The organism is Achromobacter sp. SX5 (assembly GCF_056711425.1).
Map to the genome: position 1 here is coordinate 3,571,683 of NZ_CM160041.1, position 22,147 is coordinate 3,593,829.

The following is a 22,147-nucleotide window of genomic DNA, read 5'->3' on the forward strand; positions in this document are numbered from 1 at the left end:
CGCCCGATGGGCGTCCCGCTTCGCGCCGCGCAGTTCAGCCGCGGGCTTCCCACACCTGCGGGTTGACCATGGCCTGCGGCTTGCGCCCGGCCAGCGTGTCCAGCAGGTTGGCCACCGCCAGGTCGATCATGGCGCGCCGCGTCTCGTGGGTGGCGCTGCCCACGTGCGCCTGCAACACCACGTTGGGCAGCTCGCACAAGGGGCTGGACGGCGGCAGCGGCTCCTGCTCCATCACGTCCAGGCCGGCGCCGGCGATCGTGCCGCTGCGCAGCGCCTGGACCAGCGCCGCCTCGTCCAGCACCGGGCCGCGCGCCGTATTGATGACATAAGCCGTAGGCTTCATCAGCTCGAATTCACGCTTGCCCACGGAATGGCGCGTCTCGGCCGACAGCGGGATGTGGATGCTCAGCACGTCCGAGGACTTGAACAGCTCGTCGCGCCCGACGTAGGCGGCCAGGCCTTGCACCGACGGATCCTCGCGCCGGTTGTGATAGATCACCTTCATGTCGAAAGCCTGCGCCGTGCGCGCCACCACCTTGCCGATACGGCCCATGCCGAGCAGGCCCAGCGTCTTGCCGCGTATGTCCGTGGTGAGCGGAAACGCGCCCTTGGTCCAGGCGCCGCTGCGCACGAACGCGTCGCCGGCCACCAGGTTGCGGGCCAGGCACAGCATCAGGCCGATGGTCACGTCCGCGACCGCGCCGTCCAGCACGCCGGGCGTATTGCAGATGAGCACCTGGCGGCGGTTGGCCGCGTCCAGATCGACGTTGTCGAATCCCACGGCGAAATTGGAACTGACGGCTAGCGCGGGAAAAGCGTCGAGCAACGCCTGGTCCACGCGGGTGCGCACCGTGCAGACCATGCCAGCGACTTCGGCGCGCTGCGCCTCGGGCACGGCTTGCGCGGGGTTCTGCCCCACGGGCACGTCGATGATTTCACAGGCGGCGGCCACACGCTCGCGCAGATCGGCGGGCACCGGCGCGGATACGATGATTTTCGGTTTTTGGCTCATTGCGGCTCCATAGGGTTCAGGGTTCGATCGATTCGACGTCGGTGGCGAACACTTGCTGCTCTCCGGCGTCGGCCAGGGAGGGATCCCCGGGATGACTGAGGTAGCGGACGATCAGCCAGAACCCGTCCTGCGGGTTCTCCACGATTTCGGCGACGGCGCCGTCGGCCATGCGCACGCGCACGCCGGGCCGCAGATCGACCAGGTTGATGGATTTGTTGTCGGCCATGGCGGCGGCTCCCGGCGGGCTACAGCGCGAGCTGCGTCGCGGGCACGCGCAGGCGGATGCCATCCAGCTCGGGCCTCATGATCACCTGACAGGACAGCCGGCTGGTCGCGCAGCGCTCGGGCACCACCTCCAGCAGCGCCTCCTCGGCCATGCCCGGCGGTTCGAGCCGGTCGAACCAGGCCGGATCGACCTGCACGTGGCAGGTGCCGCAGATGGCGCCCCCGCCGCACTCTGCGACGATGCCTTCCAGGCCGTCGCGCCTGGCGGCCTCCATCAGCGACCAGTCATCGGGAACGTCCAGCACCAGTTCGGCGCCATCCGGCAATTCAAAAACTGCAGAAGACATATGACCACCTTTTCACGAGGCTGATTCCAGCGTGCCGATGCGCGGCACGCCCTTGATGAACTCGACCGGGCTGTCCACGGCTTCTATCGCCGCCAGCCGGCCTCCCTGATAACGCTCCACCAGCCAACCCTTGGCCGTGGGCAAAAGCACGTCGCGGCAGGGCTGCACCGGGTTCACCAGTCCCGCCATCTGCAGCCGGCGCCCGTGCTGCTCGGACCAGAAGGTCGGCGGACGCGGCGCGGGGGCGCTTTTGCCGGCGATGGCGGCGGCGGCGATGCGCGCCTGGGCCAGCGCGTTCTGCACGCTTTCTATGCGCGCATGGCGCTGCAATTCACTGCGGAAAGCGCTGGCGCAATCCCCTATCGCATATACGCCGGGCGCGGAGGTCCGGCAGCATTCATCCACCACCACGCCGTCCAGGCAGTCCAGCCCCGACGCTTCGGCCACCCCCGTCTCCGCGACCGCGCCGACGGACACCAGCACCAGCTCCGCTTCCTCCACGGACCCGTCGACCAGGTGTGCGCGCCAGCCCGCCGCCGTGCGCTCCCAGCGCTGCACCGCCACGCCGTGCCGTATCGCAATGCCGGCGTCGCGGTGGATGGCGCCGATGCGCGCCGCGGTCGGCTCGGACACCTTGCCGCCCATGACCTGGCCGCCCTGCTCCAGCACCGCCACCTCGGCGCCCAGCTTGCGCGCCGAGCACGCCGCTTCCAGGCCCAGGTATCCCGCGCCCAGCACCAGCAGTCGGCTGCCCGGGCGCAACGCTGCGCGCAGGCGGCGCGCATCGTCCAGCCCGCGCACCGCATGCACGCCTGCGCCCGCCACGCCTGCGATGTCCCGGGCCCGCGCACCGGTCGCGAGCACGCAATGCTCGTAGCTCACGCGGCGACCGGAACGCGTGAGCAGGACGCGGGCGGCGGTGTCCAGGCGCTCCACCGGATCGCCCGCCACGAATGCCACGCGCGACTTTTCGTAGGCCTCGCCGGCGCGCAAGGCGATGCGCTCCTCGCTGGTCGAGCCGGTCAAGAGGGCCTTGGACAGCGGCGGGCGCTCGTAGGGCGCGTGCCCTTCGGCGCCGAACAGCGCCAGGTCGCCCTCGATGCCGGCCGCGCGCAGCGCCCAGGCGCATTCGACGCCGGCGTGTCCCGCGCCGACGATGGCCGTATGCACGTGGCGCAAGCGGGGAAGATCTTCCATACGACTCAGGCTCCGAACTTCAGGGATACATTGGCGCGCGTCGCGACCTGCTTCCAGCGGACCAGCTCCGCGCGATTGAGCTCGGCGAAGGCGGCCGCCGACGAAGGCTTGGGCTCGAAGCCGGCGGCGCTCAGCGTCTCGCGCGAGGCGGCCTGGCCCATGCCCTGCTCCAAGGCGGCGCTCAGCGCCTGCACCACGTCGGCCGGCATGCCGGCCGGGCCGTACAGGCCCAGCCAACTGGTCACGTCGAAATCCGCCATGCCCTGCTCGGCCATGGTGGGCACGTCCGGCAACTGCTTGCTGCGATAGCCGCTGGTGACCGCGATCGGCCGGATGGAGCCCTTGCGGATCAGGCCCATCACGGGCGGCAGATTGCTGAAGCTGAAGTCCAGGTTGCCGTTGACCACGTCGATGAGCATCTCGCGGCTGCCCTTGTACGGCACGTGCAGCAGGTCGATGCCCGCGCGCTGTGCGAAGAACGCCGTGGTCATGTGCACCGACGTTCCCACGCCGTTCGACCCGTACTTGAGCGCTTCCTCGCCCCGCGCCCGGGCCGCCGCGAGCAGGTCGGCGACGCTGCGGATCGGCGAATCGGCGCGCACGATCAGCACATTGACGAACTCCGCCATCTGCCCGATCGGCGTGAACGCGCGCGCCGTGTCCAGCGGCAGCCCCGTGACCGTGGCCATCGGCAGGACCATGCCGCCCAATCCGTTGAGCAGCAGCGTATAGCCATCGGGCGCCGCCGACGCCACCTGCTGGCTGCCTATCATGCCGTTGGCGCCGGGACGGTTCTCGACCACCACCGGCTGCCCGAACTTCCTGCTCAGGATCTCGCCGGCCAGCCGTCCGGCCACATCCGTCACGCCGCCCGGCGGATACGGCACGATCAGGCGAATCGGCCTGGAAGGAAAGGCCGCCGCGCCCGCCCGCGGCGCGCCGGCCGCGCCCATCGCGGCCGCGGCGGCCAAGGCTTTCAATACAGTGCGTCTATGCATGCTGCGACTCCAGGTAGGGGCGTGCCGCGCCCTCAGCGGACAGGCCCTGATCGGAAGGAAAACCATCGAACGCCGGCAGTCGGGCCGGCACCGCGAAGCGGCGCTAGAAAAAGATCGTGAGCGCCTTGGATAACAGAACGTTCTGGTCCAGGTGGATCTCGCGCGAGAGCAGCTTCCAGCGACCGTCGCGCCGGCGCAGCACGTCTTCGCGCTTGCCGACGAACAGGCTGACCTCCGCCTGCAGGCGGTTCTGGTAGATCAGAAAGCGCGAGCGCACCCGCACGCGCTCGCCGCCTTCCGCATCCTGCGTCACGCCCAGCACGCGGATATTGGTCACCAGGTGCGAGACGCGCGAGGCCGGCTCCTCGGCCCAATGAATGCCGGTCCTGATCTGGGCGACCCGCTGGCGCAGCGTATCGATGCCCTCGTCGAACCAGGCGGCGTCGCGCGCACCCGAATACTCCTGCGCCAGGGCGTCGCGGCGCACATTGCGCGTCAGCGGCATGCGGTAAGCGATGTCCTCGTCCAGCAGCTCCAGCCAGGCGTCGAACTCGCGGTGGTCGAGCAGATCGGCCTCATGGTGCATGAAGCGCTGCACCTGCCACCAGATCTGCATATCGTCGATGCTGCAATCCAGCGCCGCCTCGGGCGTCTTGTCGGTGGGCGCGTTCATGCCGCCTGCTCCTTGGCGCGCGCGGCGCCCGCCATCAGCTGGTCCCAGGACCAGCCGTTCATGAATTGCGCCCAGCGGCGGTAATAGATGCGCGCGTTTTCCTCGGTGTACTCGCCGTTGACCGCGCACCCGGGAATCTCCGGCACGGGCTCGGCGTGGCCCACGCCCATCTGGTAGTTGAAATAGAGTTCGCGCGACATGGCGCCCATGCTGGCCTCGGTGGCGCCGGTCCAGTTCTCCATATCGTCCGACTCGGTCATGCCCCCGGGGCCGGAATAGCGCAGGAAGTAATGGCGGGCGGCCTCCTTGACCGCTTCGGGCGCATCCTTGTCCACCAGGTACATGCGCCACATTTCCATTTCGGTGGGACTGATCGGATGGAACACCGCCAGGGTGCGCGGCTGGCGGCCGTGGAACGACATGTTCGGAAAAATCGTGCCCACGCTGGTCTGCACGCGCATCGCCGAGCCCAGCGTGCGCACGCGGCGTTCATGCACTTCGCGGTAATAGGCCTCCACTTCCGGATAGCGCGCATATTGCGGCGCGTAAGGCCCTTCCTCGTAGAATGGCAGCCGGCCCAGCAGCCCGTGCCCGAGTTCCGGAAAACAGATCGCCGACCGCGTCACCGAGGGATCGCGCCGGCCCCTGCCGCCGCCAGGCCCAATGCCGACGATGTCCACGGAGCGATGGCTGATATCGTGGTAGAGATCGCCGATGAAATTCTCGGGCGCGAATTTCCAGTTGCACTTGACCCGCCATTTCTGCACGCCTCCGATGACCTCGGAGCCGCCCGGGCTGCCGTCGCGATGATCCAGCGCCGCGTCCAGGTACAGCCGCATATTGCCCAGGTAGTCCAGGAACGGCGGCGCGTCCGGGTCCCAGGTCGCCCATACGGCGCCCTTGTAGTTGACCACCTGCGCCACCGTCTTCAGGCCCCACTGCTTCTTGTCCAGCTCGCCCTTGTAGTGCGTGGCGTGCCCCGGCACGCCGACCAGTTCGCCGGGCCGCTCCACCAGCTTGCCATCGGTGGAAAAGCTCCAGCCGTGATACGGACAGGTGAAGGTCCGGTTATTGCCGTGGTCGTAGCGGCACAGCTTCATGCCACGGTGCGCACAGCTGTTGAGCATGACCTGGATCTGGCCCTGCCGGTCGCGCGTCAGGATCACCGATTCGGTGCCCATCCGCGAGACGAAATAATCGTCCGGATTCGGCACCAGGCTCTCGTGGCCCACGAACAGCCAGGCCCGCGCGAAAACCTGCCGCAGTTCCCGCTGGAATATCTCGTCGTCGACAAAGATGGAGCGGCTGATCAGTCCTTCATCGGCGCGCACCAGTTCGTCTATCGTTTTCTGCCCCATCGCCACTTCCCCTTGAAGATTGCCCGCTGGCGGAGGGCTACGGCTTTTCCGCCGTGGCCGCCGCCGTGCGCAGTCGCGCTTCCGTGTTGTCGACATGGCTGCGCGCCTGCCGCCGCGCCAGCTCCACATCGCCTTTTTCGATGGCGGCGAACAAGGCCTCGTGCTCCTTTTGCGCCTGCGCCCCACGCCCGGCCACCTTGGCCGAGCGCGAGCGCGAGACGCGCAGGTTCTTCTTGAGCAGCACCGCCAGGAAATCGAAGAAATTCAGGTAGTGTTCATTGCGGGTCGCACGCGCCACGCAGCGGTGAAACTCCATATCGGCGTCCACGCCGGCCGCCACGTCGCCGGTGGCGATCGCATCGGCCATCATGTGCAGGGCCCGGCGCATGGCGGCCAGGTCTTCCTCGCTGCGCCGTTGCGCGGCAAGCTGCGCAGCCTCGATCTCGAAGCCGCGGCGCAATTCGACGATGCGCAGCACCTGTTCGGCGTCACCGATATCGGCGGCCTGCATCCGCAGCACCGAGGGCCGCGCCGTCTGCATCACGGTCAGCCCGCGGCCCTGCTTGCTTTGCACGATGCCGTCGCCCTTCAGGCGCGAAACCGCTTCACGCAGCACGGTGCGGGAAACGCCCATGCGGGTGGCGATGATCTGCTCCGGCGGCAGCACTTCGCCGATCTGGTAGTCGCCGCTGGTAATCTCTTCCAGCAGCATTTCGGTGACGCGGTCGGTCAGATTGGGTTCCGATGCGACGGGCGCGACCGAATCCCTTTTCAACAGTGAACGAGAAGCTGAAGTAGGCATAAAGAAGTTTCCATCCGAAAACGTTCATAGTGCCAGCCCGCGTTGCCTCGGCTGTGTGCGCCGGTCGCGGGGCGACGGCGTTGAAAATATGATAATCGTATAAAAATTCCACCGCATACTAGGGAAAGCGCGGATGCCGCCGCGCACAGGCTCATTACTTCATCGGCGGCTTGATGCGACGCCCCCTGCCGTCCTCCTCAGGCCCGGTAGAATGTCCCATATATGGGGATGACAACGATGAAAGACGCTGCTGACGCGCACCTGGGTGAACTGACGATCGACACCGCTCTCCGCCTGGCGAACGCCTGGGCGGCCAGGCACCACGCGGATGCCGATCGCAGCCGCAACTTCGCCATCCAATGGCACCGCGACACCCCGCCCGCCGACCGATACGGCGAGGCCTTGCAGCGCGATCTCGAATTCTTTTTCCAGGCCGCGTCCAAGGACGCCGCCTATTGGCAATCCGTCGGCGACTTCTCGGAAGAAGCCACCGGCGTCTGGGGCGTGCAGGCGCTCAAGGCGCTGGCCGGCCTGAACTTCATCGGCCTGCTGGCCGCGGCCATCCTGCTGGCGGCGCCCGGCGACCCCGCCTATACCGCCGGCGCGGTCGGCGCCCTGGCGCTGTTCCTGGCGGGCGCCATCCTGGCCTACCCGGCGCTGCGGCTGGTGCGCAAGGCCCGCAGCCGCACCCGCGCCACGGCCGAGTCGCGCAGCCGCCAGGCCGGCAGCGCCTCGACCTGGGAAGAACTGCGATCGGCCAACGACGCCAACCCCAACGTCGGCCGCAAGGACCGCAAGCTTGGAAGCCGGCTCGGCATCATCATGGCGGCCACCGCCACCGCGGGTTGCGCCGTGCTCGTGACCACCGTGTGGCTCTAGCAGGCTAGCGCGCGCAACTCCAGTACGGGCACCCGGACTCATCGACGACGGCGGTCGCCAGCTCGCCCGGCGCCTCCAGTATGTCGCGCAGCGCATTCGCCTGCGCGCGCAGCTTTTCCGGGTCCGCCCCGAAGTTCCTGCCCTGATCCAGCAGGAACCCCGCGCCTTCGTCCAGCAGCACCCGCAACACCAGCCGGGTCTGCATCGCTTCTTTAACGTCGAAATCGGCCGGCGCCTGCTGGAAGATCGACGCATAGATCCGCGTCTGAAGCCCGCAGTAACGGTCCACCGTCGCCAACGCCTCCTGCGCGCCGGCGTCGGGGTACAGCCCGCGCAGCCCGGCGGCCTGGACCTGGCACGTCCGATACCACTGCGGCATGAACCTCGCCAACAAGGCCTGCTCCCTGTCGCCCGGGTCCGCGCAACCGCGCAGGTCCGGCGCGGGCGCGCCGTCGCGCGAGGCCGCCGACAGCGCCTCGGCGATGCAATCGTCAAGCAACAGTACATTGCCCGCCGCCCGCCCGATGCCCAGCAGGCCCATCTTGCCCAGCGTGTCCTGGAAGCGCGCGGCCGCGATCTGTTCCTGCATGCCGCGATCGTACTGGCTGTACGCCACCGCGGCCAACGCCACCGCGCCGATCACGGCAGCGGCCGCCAGCACGGCGGCCTGCGCCGCCGGCCGCAGCCGTTCGCCGAAAAGCGCAACGACCGCCAGCAGCGCCCCGGCCACCAGTCCGCCCGCGTGCGCCGCATTATCGACGTTGAACACAAACCCCGCGCCGAAAGTCAGCGCCAGACTGAACAGCAGATTGGCCGGCGGCACGTGCGCACGCCCCATGCGCCGGTCATGCAGTCCATAGACGAGCGCCGCCCCGAAAATCCCCAGGATCGCGCCCGACGCGCCGCAGCTCACGAAAAAGTCCTCGCGGTGCCACAGCGCCGTCACCAGGCTGCCGCACAAACCCGACAGCAGATACACCCCCAGGAACACCGGGGAACGCATGCGCGCCTCCAGTATGGTCCCCAGCGACCACAGCGCCAGCATATTGACCGCCAGATGCAGAAAACCGACATGCAGGAACATGCTGGTAAACAGGCGCCAGTACTCGCCCGACATGGTCAGCGCCGGCACGTTCGCGCCCCAATCGATCAGGAAAGACCCCTGGCTCAGGCTCTCGAAAGCCCGTGTATCCAGGTATCCGGCTACGAGGTAGACCGCGAGATTGGAGAGGATCAACAGAAACGTGATCTTGCAGGCAAACAGTTTTTTGATTAGCGGCATGCGTACGGACCGGACGGATCGATGAGACGAGCGCTATCTTAACCAAGCCGCGCCGCGTTCGCGGCCGGCGCCTGGAACCACCCCGCAAAACCGCGTATCATGCACACGCAGGTCCGGTCGAACGGCCGGCCCGACTCTCCCGGCCTCTGCGCTGTCAGCGCGCCGCCCAACGTCGCAAGCCCTCGCGGCCTTCCCCACGCGACGAACTCCCCTTCCGTTTTCCTCCATCCATTTCGCGCTTCCGCGAGATCGACCATGCCTGATTCCAAAACTGTTGCCCGCAAGGGCGGACAGCGCGCGCTGCTGTCCGTGCTTTCCCTCTCGGTGTTCTTCGTCGGCGCAAGCGAGTTCATGCTTGCGGCCATGCTGAACCCGCTCGGCGCCGCCTTTGGCACCGGCACCGCCCAGACCACGTGGCTGATATCGAGCTACGCGCTCGCCTACGCCATCGCCGCCCCCATCCTCGGCCACCTGTCCGACCGCGTCGACCGCCGCCGCCTGTTGCTGATCGCCCTGCTCTCGTTCTCCGTCGACGGCCTGGGCATCGCCTTCGCGCCCAGCTTCGAAGCCGCCGTGGCGCTGCGCATCTTCGGCGGACTGGCCTCGGCCGTCATCATTCCCAATGCCTTCGCGCTGATCGCCGACGCCGTGCCGCGCGCCCGCCACGCATCCGCCATGGGCGCCGTCATGCTCGGCATGACGCTGGGCATCGCAAGCGGCCCCGCGATCGCCGGCCTGCTCACCAGCTGGCTGGGCTGGCGCGCTCCCTTCATCCTGGCCGCCGCCGGATGCCTGGCCGCGTTCGCGATCGGACGCGTCGCCATCCCGAAAACCCGCGCACCCGTTGGGGCCGCCAGAGCGCAAGGCCTGCAATGGCTGCGCCGCTGGCCCATCGTGCGCCCCATGCTCGCCAAAGGCCTGTGGAACGGCACCGCCGTAGGCGCTTTCCTGCTGTCGGGCGAGGTCCTGCGCCAGCGCTATCGACTCGACGTCGCCGGCGTGGGCCTGAGCGCGGCGGCATTCGGCATCGGCCTGGGCATCGGCAATCTCTCGGCCGGCTGGCTGCGGCGCCTGGCCGCAAGCGAAGAACGCGCGCTGGTCTGCACCACCGCACTGCTGGCCACCGCCATCGGCGCCTTCCATTTTCTTGCCCTGCCGCTGCCCGCCGCCCTCGTCTGCCTGGCCGCCTGGGGCGTTGCCCTGGGCGCCGGCGCCCCGCTATCGACCACCGTGCTCGCCCATCGCGCGCACCACGACAAAGGCGCGGTGCTGGCCGCGGCGGAAACGCTGAACAACGTTTCCATACTGGTCTTCGTACCGCCGGCGTCCGCGCTGCTTGCGAATGGCAACGGGTGTCTGGCTGCTGGGGTGTTGATGGGCGGGGTGGTGCTGGGGGTGTGGTTGACGGTGTGGGATGCGTTCAAGGCGGGAAAGCGATAATCGCCAAGCGCATTTGCCTCATGCATTTGCCTCACGCATTTGCCTCACGCATTTGCCTCACGCATTTGCGTCACGCATTTGCGTCAATACGCGCGACCCAAAGCTGCTTCAATCGTCTGTTTGCTCTCAGACCGGCCCACAATGAGAAAGGCCGTTAGTGAGTATCTCACTAACGGCCTTGGAACTGCTGGTCGGGACGGCGGGATTCGAACTCGCGACCCCTTGCACCCCATGCAAGTGCGCTACCAGGCTGCGCTACGCCCCGAAAGAAAAAGAGTATAGCAGACCTAAAAAATGTTTGCACGCATTCGTGCAAAAAAAGTGCTGAATACTCAAAAAAATTTGCGCCCCGAGTGCGCCGATTGCATTACTGCCTGCCTACGGCTGCGCACGGGGCGCGAGGTACTGCGGATGGCGGCGCGATGCGCCGCCATCATGTCCGGATTCAGGCTGCCGACGCGGCGCCGTTGTTGCTTGTGCCGGCGCCAGCCGAAGTGCCCAGGGCTTCGGCCAGCATGGTCGAGACGTTGCCCAGCTCGTTGCGCAGGGCCTGCATCTCGGCGCCCGACAGGCGCACGGCGGCGTCCTGGTCGTGCGGCACGTCGCGCGCATCGCCCAGGCGGTTGCGCGCGCCGCTGATGGTGAAGCCCTGCTCGTACAGCAGGGAACGGATGCGGCGAATCAGCAGCACTTCATGATGCTGGTAGTAGCGGCGGTTGCCGCGCCGTTTCACCGGCTTGAGCTGCGTGAATTCCTGTTCCCAGTACCGCAGGACATGGGGCTTGACGCCACACAGGTCGCTGACTTCACCGATGGTGAAGTAACGCTTGGCGGGAATGGGCGGTAAGGTAACGGTGGATTCTGTACGTGTCATAAGAGGATTTTATGCCGCGATACGTCGAGTGCCGATAACAATTACCGACAAAGCGTATCACTCCGCGGTGTCGTCGGATGCAGCAGGCGTCGCCTGCTCCACCACGCTCTTGAGTTTCTGGCTCGCATGGAAGGTCACCACGCGCCGCGCGGCGATGGGAATGGTCTCGCCCGTCTTGGGATTGCGGCCCGGGCGCGGCGGTTTGTCGCGCACCTGGAAATTACCGAAGCCCGAGAGCTTCACGGAGTCTCCGCGCGCCAGGGCGTCGCGGATTTCCTCGAAGAAAGTATCGACGATGTCCTTGGCTTCGCGCTTGTTCAGGCCGACCCGCTCGAAAAGCAGTTCGGCCAGCTCGGCCTTGGTCAGGGTGCGTGGCTCGGCAAGCATACTGTTCCCCATGGTTCAACGCTGGCGCGCGCCGTGCGCGGCCACCAAGGCGTCCTTGATGCGCGCCAGGCAGTCGGCCACCCGGGCTTCGTCCAGCGTGACTTCAGTGTCCTGTAGCCAGAACCGGAAAGCAAGGCTTTTCTCGGTGACGGGTTCGCCGCCCTGCGGCTTCTCGCGCCACACGTCGAACAGGCGCACGTCCTGCACCACCGCGAGCTGCGGGTCCGCCTTGACGGCGGCCGCGACGGTGTCCAGCATGGACTGGACCGACACCTGGGCGTCGACCCACAGCGCCAGGTCGCGCATGACTACGGGCTGGCGCGACAGTTCGCGGACCTGCGGCAGTTCGCCTTCGGACAGGGCGGCGACGTCGAGTTCGAAGACCACGGGCGCGTGCGTCAGGTCGGCCTGCTGCGCCCAGCGCGGATGCAGTTCGCCGATCCAGCCGACTTCGCGGCCGTCGAGTTCGATGCGGGCGCTGCGGCCCGGATGCAGCGCCGGATGGACGGCAGCTTCGAAGCGCAGGCGTTGGCCGCGCGCGCCGAACAGCGCCTGCACGTCCATCTTCACGTCGAAGAAATCGACCTGGCGCGTGGCCGCGCCCCACTGCTCTTCCACCGCCGGGCCCCAGGCGGCGCCCGCCAGCTTCAGCGGCTGGCGCACGCCGGCCACTTCCAGCGGGCCGTCCTGCACCGAGGCGTCGCGCAGGAACACGCGGCCCAGTTCGAACACGCGCACGCGCGACTGCTTGCGGTTGGCGTTGTGGCGGATGTTGGCCACCAGGCCGCCGATCAGGCTGGAGCGCATGACCGACAGATGGCTGGCGATGGGGTTGACCAGGCGCACCGGGCTGTCATTGCCGGCGTAGTCGCGTTCCCAGTCGGCTTCGACGAAGCTGTAGTTCACGACTTCCTGGTAGTCCTGCGCGGCGGCCAGGCGGCGCAGCGCATGGTTGCCGCGGCGGATCTCGGGCTGCGAGAACATCTTGGCGCGCGCCATCGGCGGCACGGCGGGAATGTTCTCGAAGCCGTAGATGCGGGCGACTTCCTCGATCAGGTCTTCTTCCAGTTCCAGGTCGAAGCGGTAGGACGGCGGCGTCACGACGAAGTCGTCGCCCTCGACCGTGTACTCCAGGCCCAGGCTGGCGAAAATCTTGGCGACCTCGGCCTGCGTGACCGGCACGCCCAGCACGCGGTGGCAGCGCGCCAGGCGCATGCGCACCGGCAGGCGCTTGGGCAGGTTGACGATCTGGTCGTCCAGCGGGCCGGCCTGGCCGCCGCAGATGTCGACGATCAGGCGCGTGATGAATTCGATGTGCTCGGGAATGGTAGCGAAGTCCACGCCGCGTTCGCCGCGGTGGCTGGCCTCCGAGCTGAACTTGTAGCGGCGAGCGCGTCCGGCCAGCGCCTGCGGCCACCAGAAAGCGGCCTCCAGGTAGATGTTCTGCGTATCCAGCGTGACCGAGGTGGCTTCGCCGCCCATGATGCCGGCCAGGCTTTCGACCTGGTCGCCGGCCGCGACCACGCCGACCTTGGGGTCCAGGGTCACGGTCTGGCCGTTCAGCAGTTCCAGGGTCTCGCCTTCGCGGGCCCAACGCACGCACAGGTCGCCCTGGATCTTGTCCAGATCGAACACGTGCGAGGGGCGGCCCAGTTCCAGCATGACGTAGTTGGAGATGTCGACCAGGGCCGACAGCGAACGCTGGCCGGCGCGCTCCAGGCGCGTCTTCATCCACTCAGGGGTCGCGGCGCGGGCGTTGACGCCGCGGATCACGCGGCCGCCGAAACGGCCGCACAGATCGGGCGCCTCGACCTTGACCGGCAGGCGCTCGTCCAGCGTCACGGGCACGGCGGCGGCCGTGGGCACCGACAGCGGCGCGCCCGTCAGGGCGGCGACTTCGCGCGCCACGCCCAGGATGGAAAGGCAGTCCGCGCGGTTGGGCGTCATCTTCAGGGTGAAGAGCGTGTCGTCCAGGTCCAGCGCTTCGCGGATCGACTGGCCGACCACCATGTCGGCCGGCAGTTCCAGCAGACCGGCATGGTCTTGCGACAGGCCCAGTTCGCGCGCCGAGCACAGCATGCCCGACGATTGCACGCCGCGCATCTTGGCCACGCCGATCTTCATGCCGCCGGGCAGTTCCGCGCCCACGCGGGCCAGCGGCACCTTCAGGCCGGCCGCGGCGTTGGGCGCGCCGCAGACGATCTGCAGACGCTCGCCGGAGCCGTCGTCCACTTGGCAGACGCGCAGCTTGTCGGCGTCGGGATGCGGAGCGATCTCGACGATGTGGGCCACCACCACGCCCGAGAACGCGGGCGCGGCGGGCACGGTGTCTTCGACTTCCAGGCCGGCCATCGTGAGCCGGTGCGCGAGTTCGTCGGTTGCGATCGGGGGATTGACCAGCGTACGCAGCCAGGATTCGGGAAATTGCATGATCAGCCGTGGGTTATTCGTTGAACTGGCGCAGGAAGCGCAAATCGCCTTCGTAGAACTGGCGCAGATCGTTGACGCCGTAGCGCAACATGGTCAGGCGCTCGAGCCCGGAACCGAAGGCGAAGCCGATGTAGCGCTCGGGATCGAGGCCGAAGTTGCGCACCACTTGCGGATGCACCTGGCCCGAGCCGGAAATCTCCAGCCAGCGGCCGCGGTTCGGACCCGAGGTGAACATCATGTCGATCTCGGCGGACGGCTCCGTGAACGGGAAGAACGACGGGCGGAAACGCACGACGAGATCGTCGCTTTCGAAGAAACAACGCAGGAAATCGGTGTACACGCCCTTCAGGTCGGCGAACGAGATGTCCTCGGCGATCCAGAGCCCTTCGACCTGGTGGAACATGGGCGAGTGCGTGGCGTCGCTGTCGACGCGATAGGTGCGCCCCGGCGCGATGACCTTGATGGGCGGCTTGTTCATGCGGGCGTAACGCACCTGCATGGGGCTGGTGTGCGTGCGCAGCAGCAGCGGCAGGCCGTCGGCGTCGTTCATGTCGACGTAGAACGTGTCCTGCATGGACCGCGCCGGATGGTCCAGCGGATTGTTCAGCGCGGTGAAATTGGTCCAGTCGTTTTCGACTTCGGGGCCGTCGGCCACGTCGAAGCCGATGGAGCGGAAGATTTCTTCCACTCTTTCCCAGGTCCGGATGACCGGATGGATGCCGCCCGGCGCGCGACCGCGTCCCGGCAGCGTGACGTCAATGGTTTCGGATGCCAGCCGGGCGTCCAGTTCGGCCTGCGCCAGCGCGGCGCGGCGCGCGTTCAGGAGTTCCTCGACCTTTTGCTTGGCCTGATTGATCCTGGCGCCCATCTCGCGCTTCTGCTCGGGATCGAGCTTGCCCAGGGCTTTCAGCAGCACCGTCAGCGCGCCTTCCTTGCCCAGGAACCGAGCCTTTGCGTTTTCCAGCGCGGCGGCGTCAGTGGCCGCGGCGAACCGTTCTTGCGCCTGGGAGACCAGGTCGTCAACCGTGTGAGTCATGAAATCCAGCCTTCAAAACGCAAACGGGGCCATTACAGCCCCGTTCGCAGCGATGCGCGATGAGTTAAAGCGCGCGATCAGGCAGCCAAGGCAGCCTTGGCTTGCTGCACGATGGCGGCGAAGCCGGCCTTGTCGCGCACGGCCAGATCGGCCAGGACCTTGCGGTCGAGTTCGATCGAGGCCTTCTTCAGACCGGCGATGAACACGCTGTAGCTCACGCCATGCTCGCGGACGGCGGCGTTGATACGCGTGATCCACAGAGCGCGGAACGTGCGCTTCTTGTTGCGGCGGTCGCGGTAGGCGTATTGGCCAGCGCGCATGACCGCTTGCTTGGCGATACGGAACACATTACCGCGGCGGCCACGGTAACCCTTGGCGGCGGCAATGACTTTCTTGTGACGGGCGCGGGCGGTTACGCCGCGTTTGACGCGAGGCATAGTAGATCTCCGTTATATATCAAGCGAAAGGCATCATGGCCTTGACGGAGGCCACGTTGGAGTCATGGACCGCAGCCGAACCGCGCAGTTGGCGCTTGTTCTTGGTGGTCTTCTTGGTCAGGATGTGACGCTTGAACGCCTGACCACGCTTGATGGAGCCGCTGCCGCGAACCTTAAAGCGCTTGGAGGCGCTTTTCTTGGTTTTCATCTTGGGCATGTTGATTCCCTAAACTAAAACACGCATTGTTGATTTATATGACGCCAGGTGCTTGCCTCGCGTGTATGGCCGGCGTTAAACCACCGGCCAAGCCCTGCTGCGCTACGGCAAAACTTGGTGTACCTGTTGCCACTTCTGGGGGGTACTGCTTGGGGTACTACTCGGGTGTCGCCACCCAGGCCCAGGCGCTTCGCCTGAACCCTTTCCCCGAAAACGGACAAATCCAAAAGCCCAGATCCGGGAAAGCCTTTGATTATATGGTGATTTCCCGCAGTTTGTCGAGCCGGCGGGCGGGCGCGGCCGACGGGACCGGGCCGCCACGATCATACGCCGGTGCGCCGGTACTACACGGCCTGGGCGACGTGGCTGGCGGCCAGCAGCGGCGCGCCTTCCAGGTCGGCGATGGTCCGGGCGACCCGCAGCGCCCGGTGCTGGGCGCGGGCCGAACCGCCCAGCCGGCGCATGGCCTGCGTCAGCAGGGCCGCGGCCTCGGCGTCCATCCGGCAATGCGCGTCAAGTTCGGCGCCCGCCAGCGCGGCGTTGGGCCTTCCCTGGCGCTGCAGTTGGCGCTCGCGGCAGCGCACCACGCGCTCGCGCACCGGGCCGGACGGCTCGCCCGGCGGACCCGACAGCCAGTCGGGGTCGGAGGCCGGCAGGGCCACGTGCAGGTCGATGCGGTCCAGCAAGGGGCCGGAGATCTTGCCGACGTAGCGCGCCACCTGGTCCGGCGTGCAGATGCAGGCCCGCGCCGAATGGCCGCGCCAGCCGCAGGGGCACGGGTTCATGGCGGCGACCAGCTGGAAGCGCGCCGGAAACTGCGCGGCATGCAGCGCCCGCGCGATGACCACCCTGCCCGCCTCCAGCGGCTCGCGCAGGGCCTCCAGCGTGCGCCGGCTGAATTCCGGCAGTTCGTCCAGGAACAGCACCCCGTGGTGCGCCAGGCTGATTTCGCCCGGGCGCGGCCGGCTGCCGCCGCCCACCAGCGCGGCCGCCGAGGCGCTGTGATGCGGCGCCCGGAACGGCGGCAGGCCCATCGGCGCGTCCGGCAGGCCGGCCAGGGCCGCCACGGCGGCCGCTTCCAGCGCCTCGGCGCGGGCCAGCGGCGGCAGCAGACCGGGCAGGCGCGCGGCCAGCATGCTCTTGCCCGCGCCCGGCGGACCGATCATCAGCAGGCTGTGGCCGCCCGCCGCCGCCACTTCCAGAGCCCGCCGCGCGCCCGGCTGGCCCCTCACGTCCGACAGGCACGGACCCGGCCCGGCGTCGGGCCAGGGACGGGCAATCGCGTCGGGCAGCCGGCACGCGCCGGCTGCATGCGCGGCCACGTCGGCCAGGCTGCGCGCCGACAGCACCCGCAGGCCGGGCACCCAGGCCGCCTCTTCGGCGCTGCCCGCGGGCAGGATGAGGCTGGCGCCGGGCGCTTCGCGCGCCACGCTCAGCGCGATGACCAGCGGCGCGGCCACCGGCACCAGCGCCCCCGTCAAGGACAGTTCGCCGGCCAGCACCAGATCGGCCAGCGCCGCCGGCGCGGGCGCGGGCGCGGGCCCGGCCTCGCTCTCGCCCGTGGCGGCGGCCAACTGGCCCGAAGCCAGCAGCAGCCCCAGGGCGATGGGCAGATCGAAGCGGCCGGATTCCTTGGGTATGTCGGCCGGCGAAAGATTGACGGTGATGCGTCCGGGCGGAAACTCGAATCCGCTGTTCAGGATGGCCGCGCGCACCCGTTCGCGGCTCTCGCGCACCTCGGTGTCGGGCAGGCCCACCACATTGAAGCTGGGCAGGCCCGGGCCAAGGTGGGTCTCCACGCGCACCGCGTGGGAATCCAGGCCGCACAGGGCCCGGCTGGCAAGCACCGCTAGCGTCAAGGCGGCCTCCGGAAAGGGATGCAAACCGCCAGTATCGGCAAAGACCGCCGCGCCGTCGGCGCCGGCGCGACAAATCGGTCCCGCCGGGCGCCGATAAAAAAGGCCGCCCGAAGGCGGCCGCGGCATACGGCTGGCGCGGAATTATTTTTCCAGCGCGGACAGGCGGGTTTCCAGCTGCTCCACCTGCGCGGCCAGCTGGTCCACGCGGGCGCGGGTGCGGGCCAGCAGATCGGCCTGCACGTCGAATTCCTCGCGCGTCACCAGGTCCAGCTTGGAGAACGCCTGCGTCATCATCGCGCGCACGTTGCGCTCCACGTCCGCGGCCGGGCTGCGGGCGATCAGGTCGGAGAGATTCTTCTGGATGTCTTCCATCCACTGGGTGCGATTGTTCATGACGGCCTCACGATGTTCTTGATGACTCAAGTGTAATGCGTCGCCGCGCCGCGCTTTCCCGGGACGAAAAAAAAGGGCGGGCCGCATGCGGTGACCGCCCTTCAAAGCACAGGAGAAAACCGGGCTGCCATGGCGGCAACCCCCTACCAACATCGGTACCCGTCGGGCCGCGGCCTGCGGCCCATGCCGTCTTCATGACGACAGGAACTGTGTTCGATTCTTCTTCACCCGAACGCGCGCAACAAGCTCGTGCGTGTAAACCCTCGTATCAGCAAAAACCGCAACAGTCCTCGATTCCGCCTCATCGCGGCAGCTCGTCGCGCGCTCGTGATTCCACGCGAAAGCCTCATGCCGCAAGGCTGAGCGGCCCGTTGCGCGGTTCAATCGGGCCGTGAAATTAGGGGCATATGCAGATATTTATCGAAATATACGTTGCATTGATTTGCAACACATATCGGATTTGAAACATGTTTGGTTGCATGTTCCGAACGGTGCAGACCGCGCACCAACTTGAGGCCGCGACACGGCTCGCGCGCACCACCTCGGTGCGGCCAGGCACGGTTGCGGGCGTGCGCCGGGGCGCCTCCCGCGTGCGCAAACATGGCACGGACTTTGCTTGATACCCGGAGCCAACGTGCAACCATGAGAGGAAATGCCATGAAACTCATCATCGCCATCATCAAGCCCTTCAAGCTCGACGAAGTGCGGGTGGCTCTGTCCGGGATCGGGGTCCAGGGGCTGACCGTTACCGAGGTCAAGGGATTCGGCCGCCAGAAAGGCCACACCGAGCTCTACCGCGGCGCGGAATACGCGGTCGACTTCCTGCCCAAGCTGCGCATCGAGGCCGCCGTGCCCGACCACCTGGTCGACCAGGTCATCGAGGCCATCGAAATGGCCGCCCGCACCGGCAAGATCGGCGACGGCAAGATCTTCACCGCCCCGTTGGAACAGGTGATCCGGATCAGAACAGGCGAAGCCGGCGAAGCGGCGCTCTGAACGAACAAATAAATAAAGACTCAATGGAGCCTGAAAATGGATAAAGCGGATATCTCCTGGTTGCTCGTCTCTACCCTGCTCGTATTGATGATGGCCGTACCCGGTCTGGCGATGTTCTATGGCGGCCTGGTGCGCAGCAAGAACGTGCTGTCGGTGCTGCTGCAAGTGTTGTGCACGTTCGTGCTGGGCCTGGTGCTGTGGTTCATCTATGGCTATTCGCTGGCCTTCACCGAGGGCAACGCCTTCTTCGGCGGGTTGTCGCGCGCCTTTTTCGCCGGCATCTTCAATCCGGCCGACGGCGCCTACGCCATGTCGAACACCCTGACGGAGCTGCTGTTCGCGTCGTTCCAGGCCACGTTCGCCGGCATCACCTGCGCGCTTATCGTCGGCAGCTTCGCCGAACGCGCGCGCTTTTCGGCAGTGCTGGTGTTCACCGTGATCTGGTTCACGTTCGCCTACGTGCCCATCGCCCACATGGTGTGGTTCGCGTCCGAGACGGCGCCCGGCCTGCTCAACGCCAAGGGCGCGCTGGACTTCGCCGGCGGCACCGTGGTGCACATCAACGCCGGCGTGGCCGGCCTGGTGGGCGCTTATGTGGTGGGCAAGCGCGTGGGCTACGGCCGCGAAGCCATGCAGCCGCACAACCTGCCCATGACCTTCGTGGGCGCGGCCCTGCTGTGGGTGGGCTGGTTCGGCTTCAACGCCGGTTCCGCGCTGGCCGCCAACGAGAACGCCACGCTGGCCTTCTTCAACACCATGATCGCCACTGCGGGCGCCGTGCTGGCCTGGCTTTTCACGGAATGGGCCGTCAAGGGCAAGCCCTCGATGCTGGGCGCGGCCTCCGGCGCGGTCGCCGGCCTGGTCGGCATCACCCCGGGAGCCGGCCTGGTCGGCCCGGTGGGCGCGCTGGTTATCGGTGTGGTCGCCGGCGCGGTCTGCGTGTGGGGCGTGAACGGCCTGAAGCGCCTGCTGCGCGCCGACGACGCCCTGGACGTGTTCGGCGTGCACGGCGTGGGCGGCATCGTCGGCGCCCTGCTGACCGGCGTGTTCAACGCCCAGGTCCTGGGCGGTCCCGGCCTGGCCGAGGCCGGCATGATCGGCCATCAGCTGTGGGTGCAGCTCGAAGGCGTGCTGCTGACCGTGGTCTGGTCCGGCGTGGTGGCCTGGATCGCCTACAAGATCGCCAATGCCCTGTGCGGTATGCGCGTGCCGGAAGACCAGGAACGCGAGGGCCTGGACGTGACGAGCCACGGCGAATCGGCTTATCACTCTTAGGCCCACCCCCGAGGCGCCTTAGGCGCCTCCCCCTCAAGGGGGCGCCGCGCTTGGACCGGCAAAGCCGGATCCAAGAGGGTGGACCCCCACCCCCGAGGCGCCTTAGGCGCCTCCCCCTCAAGGGGGCGCCGCGCTTGGACCGGCAAAGCCGGATCCAAGGCGGCCCCGATCGGGGAGGCAGCGTCTCAGTCTGTCGAAAAAAGCCCGGGGCTTGTGGCTCCGGGCTTTTTTGTCTGCGGCGGCTGGGCGCGGTTCAGCCGGGGCCCAGGGCGTCCAGGTCGACCGGGAGGGCGCGGTTGAGGGCGGCGGCCACCTTGACGCGCAGGGCGTTGGAGTGGGCGCGGCGCACTTCGCGTTTGACGTCCAGCAGCTGTTGCGGGTGCATGGAGAACTCGGTCAGGCCCAGCCCCAGCAGCAGGCGGGTCATGCGCGAATCGCCCGCCATTTCGCCGCACACCGCGACCGGCTTGCCGGCGCGTTCGCCGGCATTGATGGTGTGCGCGACCAGGCGCAGCACGGCCGGATGCAGCGGGTCGTACAGGCCGGCCACGTCGTGATCGCCGCGGTCGATCGCCAGCGTGTACTGGATCAGGTCGTTGGTGCCGATGGACAGGAAGTCCAGCGCCTGCGCGAAAGGCTCGATGGCGATGGCGATGGCGGGCACCTCGACCATGGCGCCCACGTCCATGTGCGCCGCGTAGGGCTGGCCGCGGGCGTCGAGTTCGCGGCGCGCCGCTTCGATGGCCGCGCGGGTCGCCACGACCTCGTGCATGTGGGCGATCATGGGTATCAGCAGGCGCACCGGTCCGTGGGCCGAGGCGCGCAGGATGGCGCGCAGCTGGGTCGCGAACATTTCCGGGCGCGCCAGGCAATAGCGGATGGCGCGCTGCCCCAGCGCGGGGTTGGTGGCCACGGTGGCCTCGCCGTCCAGCGTCTTGTCCGAGCCGATGTCCAGCGTCCGGATCGTGACCGGCCGCCCGGCCATCACCTTCACCACGGACGAATACGCTTCGTACTGCTCTTCCTCGCCCGGCAGGTCGGGCCGCCCCATGAACAGGAACTCGCTGCGGAACAGGCCGATGCCGTGCGCGCCGGAGGCCAGCGCCAGCGCGGCCTCGTCCGGCAGTTCGATATTGGCGTGCAGCACGATGTCGATGCCGTCCAGCGTGATCGACGGTTCGTCGCGCAGCAGGCTGAGTTCGGCGCGCTCGTCCGCATAGGCGGACTGGCGGCGGCGGTATTCCTGCAGGATGCGGTCGGAGGGATTGACGATCACCGTGCCGGCCGCGCCGTCGATGATCAGCATGTCGCCGTCGCGGACCAGCTCGCGCACGTTGCCCATCGCCACCACCGCGGGCACGCCCATGCTGCGCGCCACGATGGCGGTATGCGAGGTGGGCCCGCCCAGGTCGGTCACGAAGGCCGCGAAACGCCCGCCGCGCAGGCGCAGCATGTCGGCCGGCGAGATGTCGTGGGCCACGACCACCAGCGCGTCGTCGCCCCCCATGTGGGACATGTCGGGCAGGATCGCCGAGGAGCCCGCCAGCACGTGCAGCACGCGCTCGATGACCTGGCGCACGTCGGCCCCGCGCTCGCGCAGGTACTCGTCCTCCATGGCGTCGAACTGCTGCCCCAGGATCTGGCCCTGCGTGGTCAGCGCCCATTCGGCGTTGTAGTGGCGCTCGGCGATGAGGGCCAGCGTCTGCTCGGCCAGCAGCGGGTCGCCCAGCAGCAGGCTGTGCACGTTCAGCATGGCGCCCAGCTCGCGCGGCGCGTCGGCCGGCAAGGTCTCGGCCAGTTGCAGCAGTTCCTGCTGCGCCGAAGCCAGGGCGTCGGTCAGGCGCCGGCTTTCGGCGGCCACGTCCTCGGGTGCGATGCGGTAGTGCGCGACTTCGAGCGCCGCCGCGCCCATGACGACGGCGCGCCCGATGGCATATCCCTTGGCGACGCCTTTGCCGTAAAGACACACGACGGGGCTGGCACAGCCAGCCCCGTCGTGTGTGTCCATGAGGGTCGCAGACGTGCCGGCC

Annotated in this window: 22 protein-coding genes and 1 tRNA gene; 4 read left to right on the forward strand and 19 right to left on the reverse strand. The window is 67.9% G+C overall.

Annotation, left to right across the window (positions count from 1 at the left end):
• Positions 1-34 precede the first annotated feature (34 nt).
• The 8 genes from AC1M14_RS16815 to AC1M14_RS16850 form a co-directional block, all read right to left on the reverse strand.
• On the reverse strand, positions 35-1,012 hold the full coding sequence (locus tag AC1M14_RS16815) for a 2-hydroxyacid dehydrogenase (protein ID WP_479730081.1): 978 nt from the start codon (positions 1,010-1,012) through the stop codon (positions 35-37).
• 16 nt (positions 1,013-1,028) lie between these two features.
• Positions 1,029-1,238 carry a hypothetical protein gene (locus AC1M14_RS16820; protein ID WP_102771625.1) on the reverse strand — a complete coding sequence of 70 codons (210 nt, stop codon included), beginning with the start codon at positions 1,236-1,238 and terminating at the stop codon, positions 1,029-1,031.
• Between the two features lie 19 nt (positions 1,239-1,257).
• Entirely contained in the window at positions 1,258-1,584 is a 327-nt protein-coding gene (locus AC1M14_RS16825; RefSeq protein WP_102771626.1) for a 2Fe-2S iron-sulfur cluster-binding protein, read from the reverse strand.
• A gap of 12 nt (positions 1,585-1,596) precedes the next feature.
• Entirely contained in the window at positions 1,597-2,781 is a 1,185-nt protein-coding gene (locus AC1M14_RS16830) for an FAD-dependent oxidoreductase (RefSeq protein ID WP_479730082.1), read from the reverse strand.
• A 5-nt stretch (positions 2,782-2,786) separates the two neighbouring features.
• Positions 2,787-3,779, reverse strand: coding sequence for a Bug family tripartite tricarboxylate transporter substrate binding protein (locus tag AC1M14_RS16835; RefSeq protein ID WP_479730083.1), 993 nt, complete (start codon positions 3,777-3,779; stop codon positions 2,787-2,789).
• 103 nt (positions 3,780-3,882) lie between these two features.
• Entirely contained in the window at positions 3,883-4,452 is a 570-nt protein-coding gene (locus AC1M14_RS16840; protein WP_102771628.1) for a 3-phenylpropionate/cinnamic acid dioxygenase subunit beta, read from the reverse strand.
• Positions 4,449-5,810, reverse strand: a complete 1,362-nt coding sequence (locus AC1M14_RS16845; protein WP_111825485.1) for an aromatic ring-hydroxylating oxygenase subunit alpha — start codon at positions 5,808-5,810, stop codon at positions 4,449-4,451. The genes AC1M14_RS16840 and AC1M14_RS16845 overlap by 4 nt, the downstream gene beginning before the upstream one ends.
• A gap of 37 nt (positions 5,811-5,847) precedes the next feature.
• Positions 5,848-6,612 carry a FadR/GntR family transcriptional regulator gene (locus tag AC1M14_RS16850; protein ID WP_102771630.1) on the reverse strand — a complete coding sequence of 255 codons (765 nt, stop codon included), beginning with the start codon at positions 6,610-6,612 and terminating at the stop codon, positions 5,848-5,850.
• 237 nt (positions 6,613-6,849) lie between these two features.
• Between AC1M14_RS16850 and AC1M14_RS16855 the strand changes: the two genes are divergently transcribed.
• A complete protein-coding gene (locus AC1M14_RS16855; protein ID WP_479730084.1) occupies positions 6,850-7,491 on the forward strand; it encodes a hypothetical protein in 642 nt (213 codons plus the stop codon).
• A gap of 4 nt (positions 7,492-7,495) precedes the next feature.
• Here the strand turns inward: AC1M14_RS16855 and AC1M14_RS16860 are convergent, their stop codons facing one another.
• Complete coding sequence (locus AC1M14_RS16860; RefSeq protein ID WP_479730085.1) at positions 7,496-8,773, reverse strand: rhomboid family intramembrane serine protease; 1,278 nt, start codon at positions 8,771-8,773, stop codon at positions 7,496-7,498.
• A 255-nt stretch (positions 8,774-9,028) separates the two neighbouring features.
• On the opposite strand from AC1M14_RS16860, the gene AC1M14_RS16865 reads away from it, so the two are divergent.
• Positions 9,029-10,213, forward strand: coding sequence for an MFS transporter (locus tag AC1M14_RS16865; RefSeq protein WP_479730086.1), 1,185 nt, complete (start codon positions 9,029-9,031; stop codon positions 10,211-10,213).
• 188 nt (positions 10,214-10,401) lie between these two features.
• On the opposite strand, the gene AC1M14_RS16870 is transcribed toward AC1M14_RS16865, so the two are convergent.
• From AC1M14_RS16870 to AC1M14_RS16910, 9 genes are all read right to left on the reverse strand, one after another.
• Positions 10,402-10,478, reverse strand: a tRNA-Pro gene (locus AC1M14_RS16870).
• Positions 10,479-10,658: 180 nt separating this feature from the next.
• Positions 10,659-11,087 carry a MerR family transcriptional regulator gene (locus AC1M14_RS16875; RefSeq protein WP_479730087.1) on the reverse strand — a complete coding sequence of 143 codons (429 nt, stop codon included), beginning with the start codon at positions 11,085-11,087 and terminating at the stop codon, positions 10,659-10,661.
• Between the two features lie 57 nt (positions 11,088-11,144).
• Positions 11,145-11,486, reverse strand: coding sequence for an integration host factor subunit alpha (locus tag AC1M14_RS16880; protein ID WP_102771635.1), 342 nt, complete (start codon positions 11,484-11,486; stop codon positions 11,145-11,147).
• Positions 11,487-11,489: 3 nt separating this feature from the next.
• Positions 11,490-13,904 carry a phenylalanine--tRNA ligase subunit beta gene (gene pheT, locus AC1M14_RS16885; RefSeq protein ID WP_479730088.1) on the reverse strand — a complete coding sequence of 805 codons (2,415 nt, stop codon included), beginning with the start codon at positions 13,902-13,904 and terminating at the stop codon, positions 11,490-11,492.
• 13 nt (positions 13,905-13,917) lie between these two features.
• Positions 13,918-14,940, reverse strand: coding sequence for a phenylalanine--tRNA ligase subunit alpha (gene pheS / locus AC1M14_RS16890; protein WP_102771637.1), 1,023 nt, complete (start codon positions 14,938-14,940; stop codon positions 13,918-13,920).
• 77 nt (positions 14,941-15,017) lie between these two features.
• On the reverse strand, positions 15,018-15,377 hold the full coding sequence (rplT, locus tag AC1M14_RS16895) for a 50S ribosomal protein L20 (protein WP_006218741.1): 360 nt from the start codon (positions 15,375-15,377) through the stop codon (positions 15,018-15,020).
• Positions 15,378-15,396: 19 nt separating this feature from the next.
• Complete coding sequence (gene rpmI / locus AC1M14_RS16900; protein ID WP_102771638.1) at positions 15,397-15,594, reverse strand: 50S ribosomal protein L35; 198 nt, start codon at positions 15,592-15,594, stop codon at positions 15,397-15,399.
• Positions 15,595-15,938: 344 nt separating this feature from the next.
• The gene (locus AC1M14_RS16905; protein ID WP_479730089.1) at positions 15,939-17,453 is read right to left on the reverse strand and encodes a YifB family Mg chelatase-like AAA ATPase; all 1,515 of its coding nucleotides are present in this window, start codon (positions 17,451-17,453) and stop codon (positions 15,939-15,941) included.
• 141 nt (positions 17,454-17,594) lie between these two features.
• The gene (locus AC1M14_RS16910) at positions 17,595-17,846 is read right to left on the reverse strand and encodes an accessory factor UbiK family protein (protein WP_102771639.1); all 252 of its coding nucleotides are present in this window, start codon (positions 17,844-17,846) and stop codon (positions 17,595-17,597) included.
• Between the two features lie 657 nt (positions 17,847-18,503).
• Here AC1M14_RS16910 and AC1M14_RS16915 point away from each other — a divergent pair.
• Together AC1M14_RS16915 and amt are read left to right on the forward strand one after the other, a co-directional pair.
• On the forward strand, positions 18,504-18,842 hold the full coding sequence (locus tag AC1M14_RS16915; RefSeq protein ID WP_102771640.1) for a P-II family nitrogen regulator: 339 nt from the start codon (positions 18,504-18,506) through the stop codon (positions 18,840-18,842).
• A gap of 36 nt (positions 18,843-18,878) precedes the next feature.
• Complete coding sequence (gene amt / locus AC1M14_RS16920) at positions 18,879-20,117, forward strand: ammonium transporter (RefSeq protein ID WP_102771641.1); 1,239 nt, start codon at positions 18,879-18,881, stop codon at positions 20,115-20,117.
• Between the two features lie 253 nt (positions 20,118-20,370).
• Here amt and ptsP read toward each other — a convergent pair whose 3' ends face one another.
• Complete coding sequence (gene ptsP, locus AC1M14_RS16925; RefSeq protein WP_111825492.1) at positions 20,371-22,125, reverse strand: phosphoenolpyruvate--protein phosphotransferase; 1,755 nt, start codon at positions 22,123-22,125, stop codon at positions 20,371-20,373.
• Between the last annotated feature and the right edge of the window lie 22 nt (positions 22,126-22,147).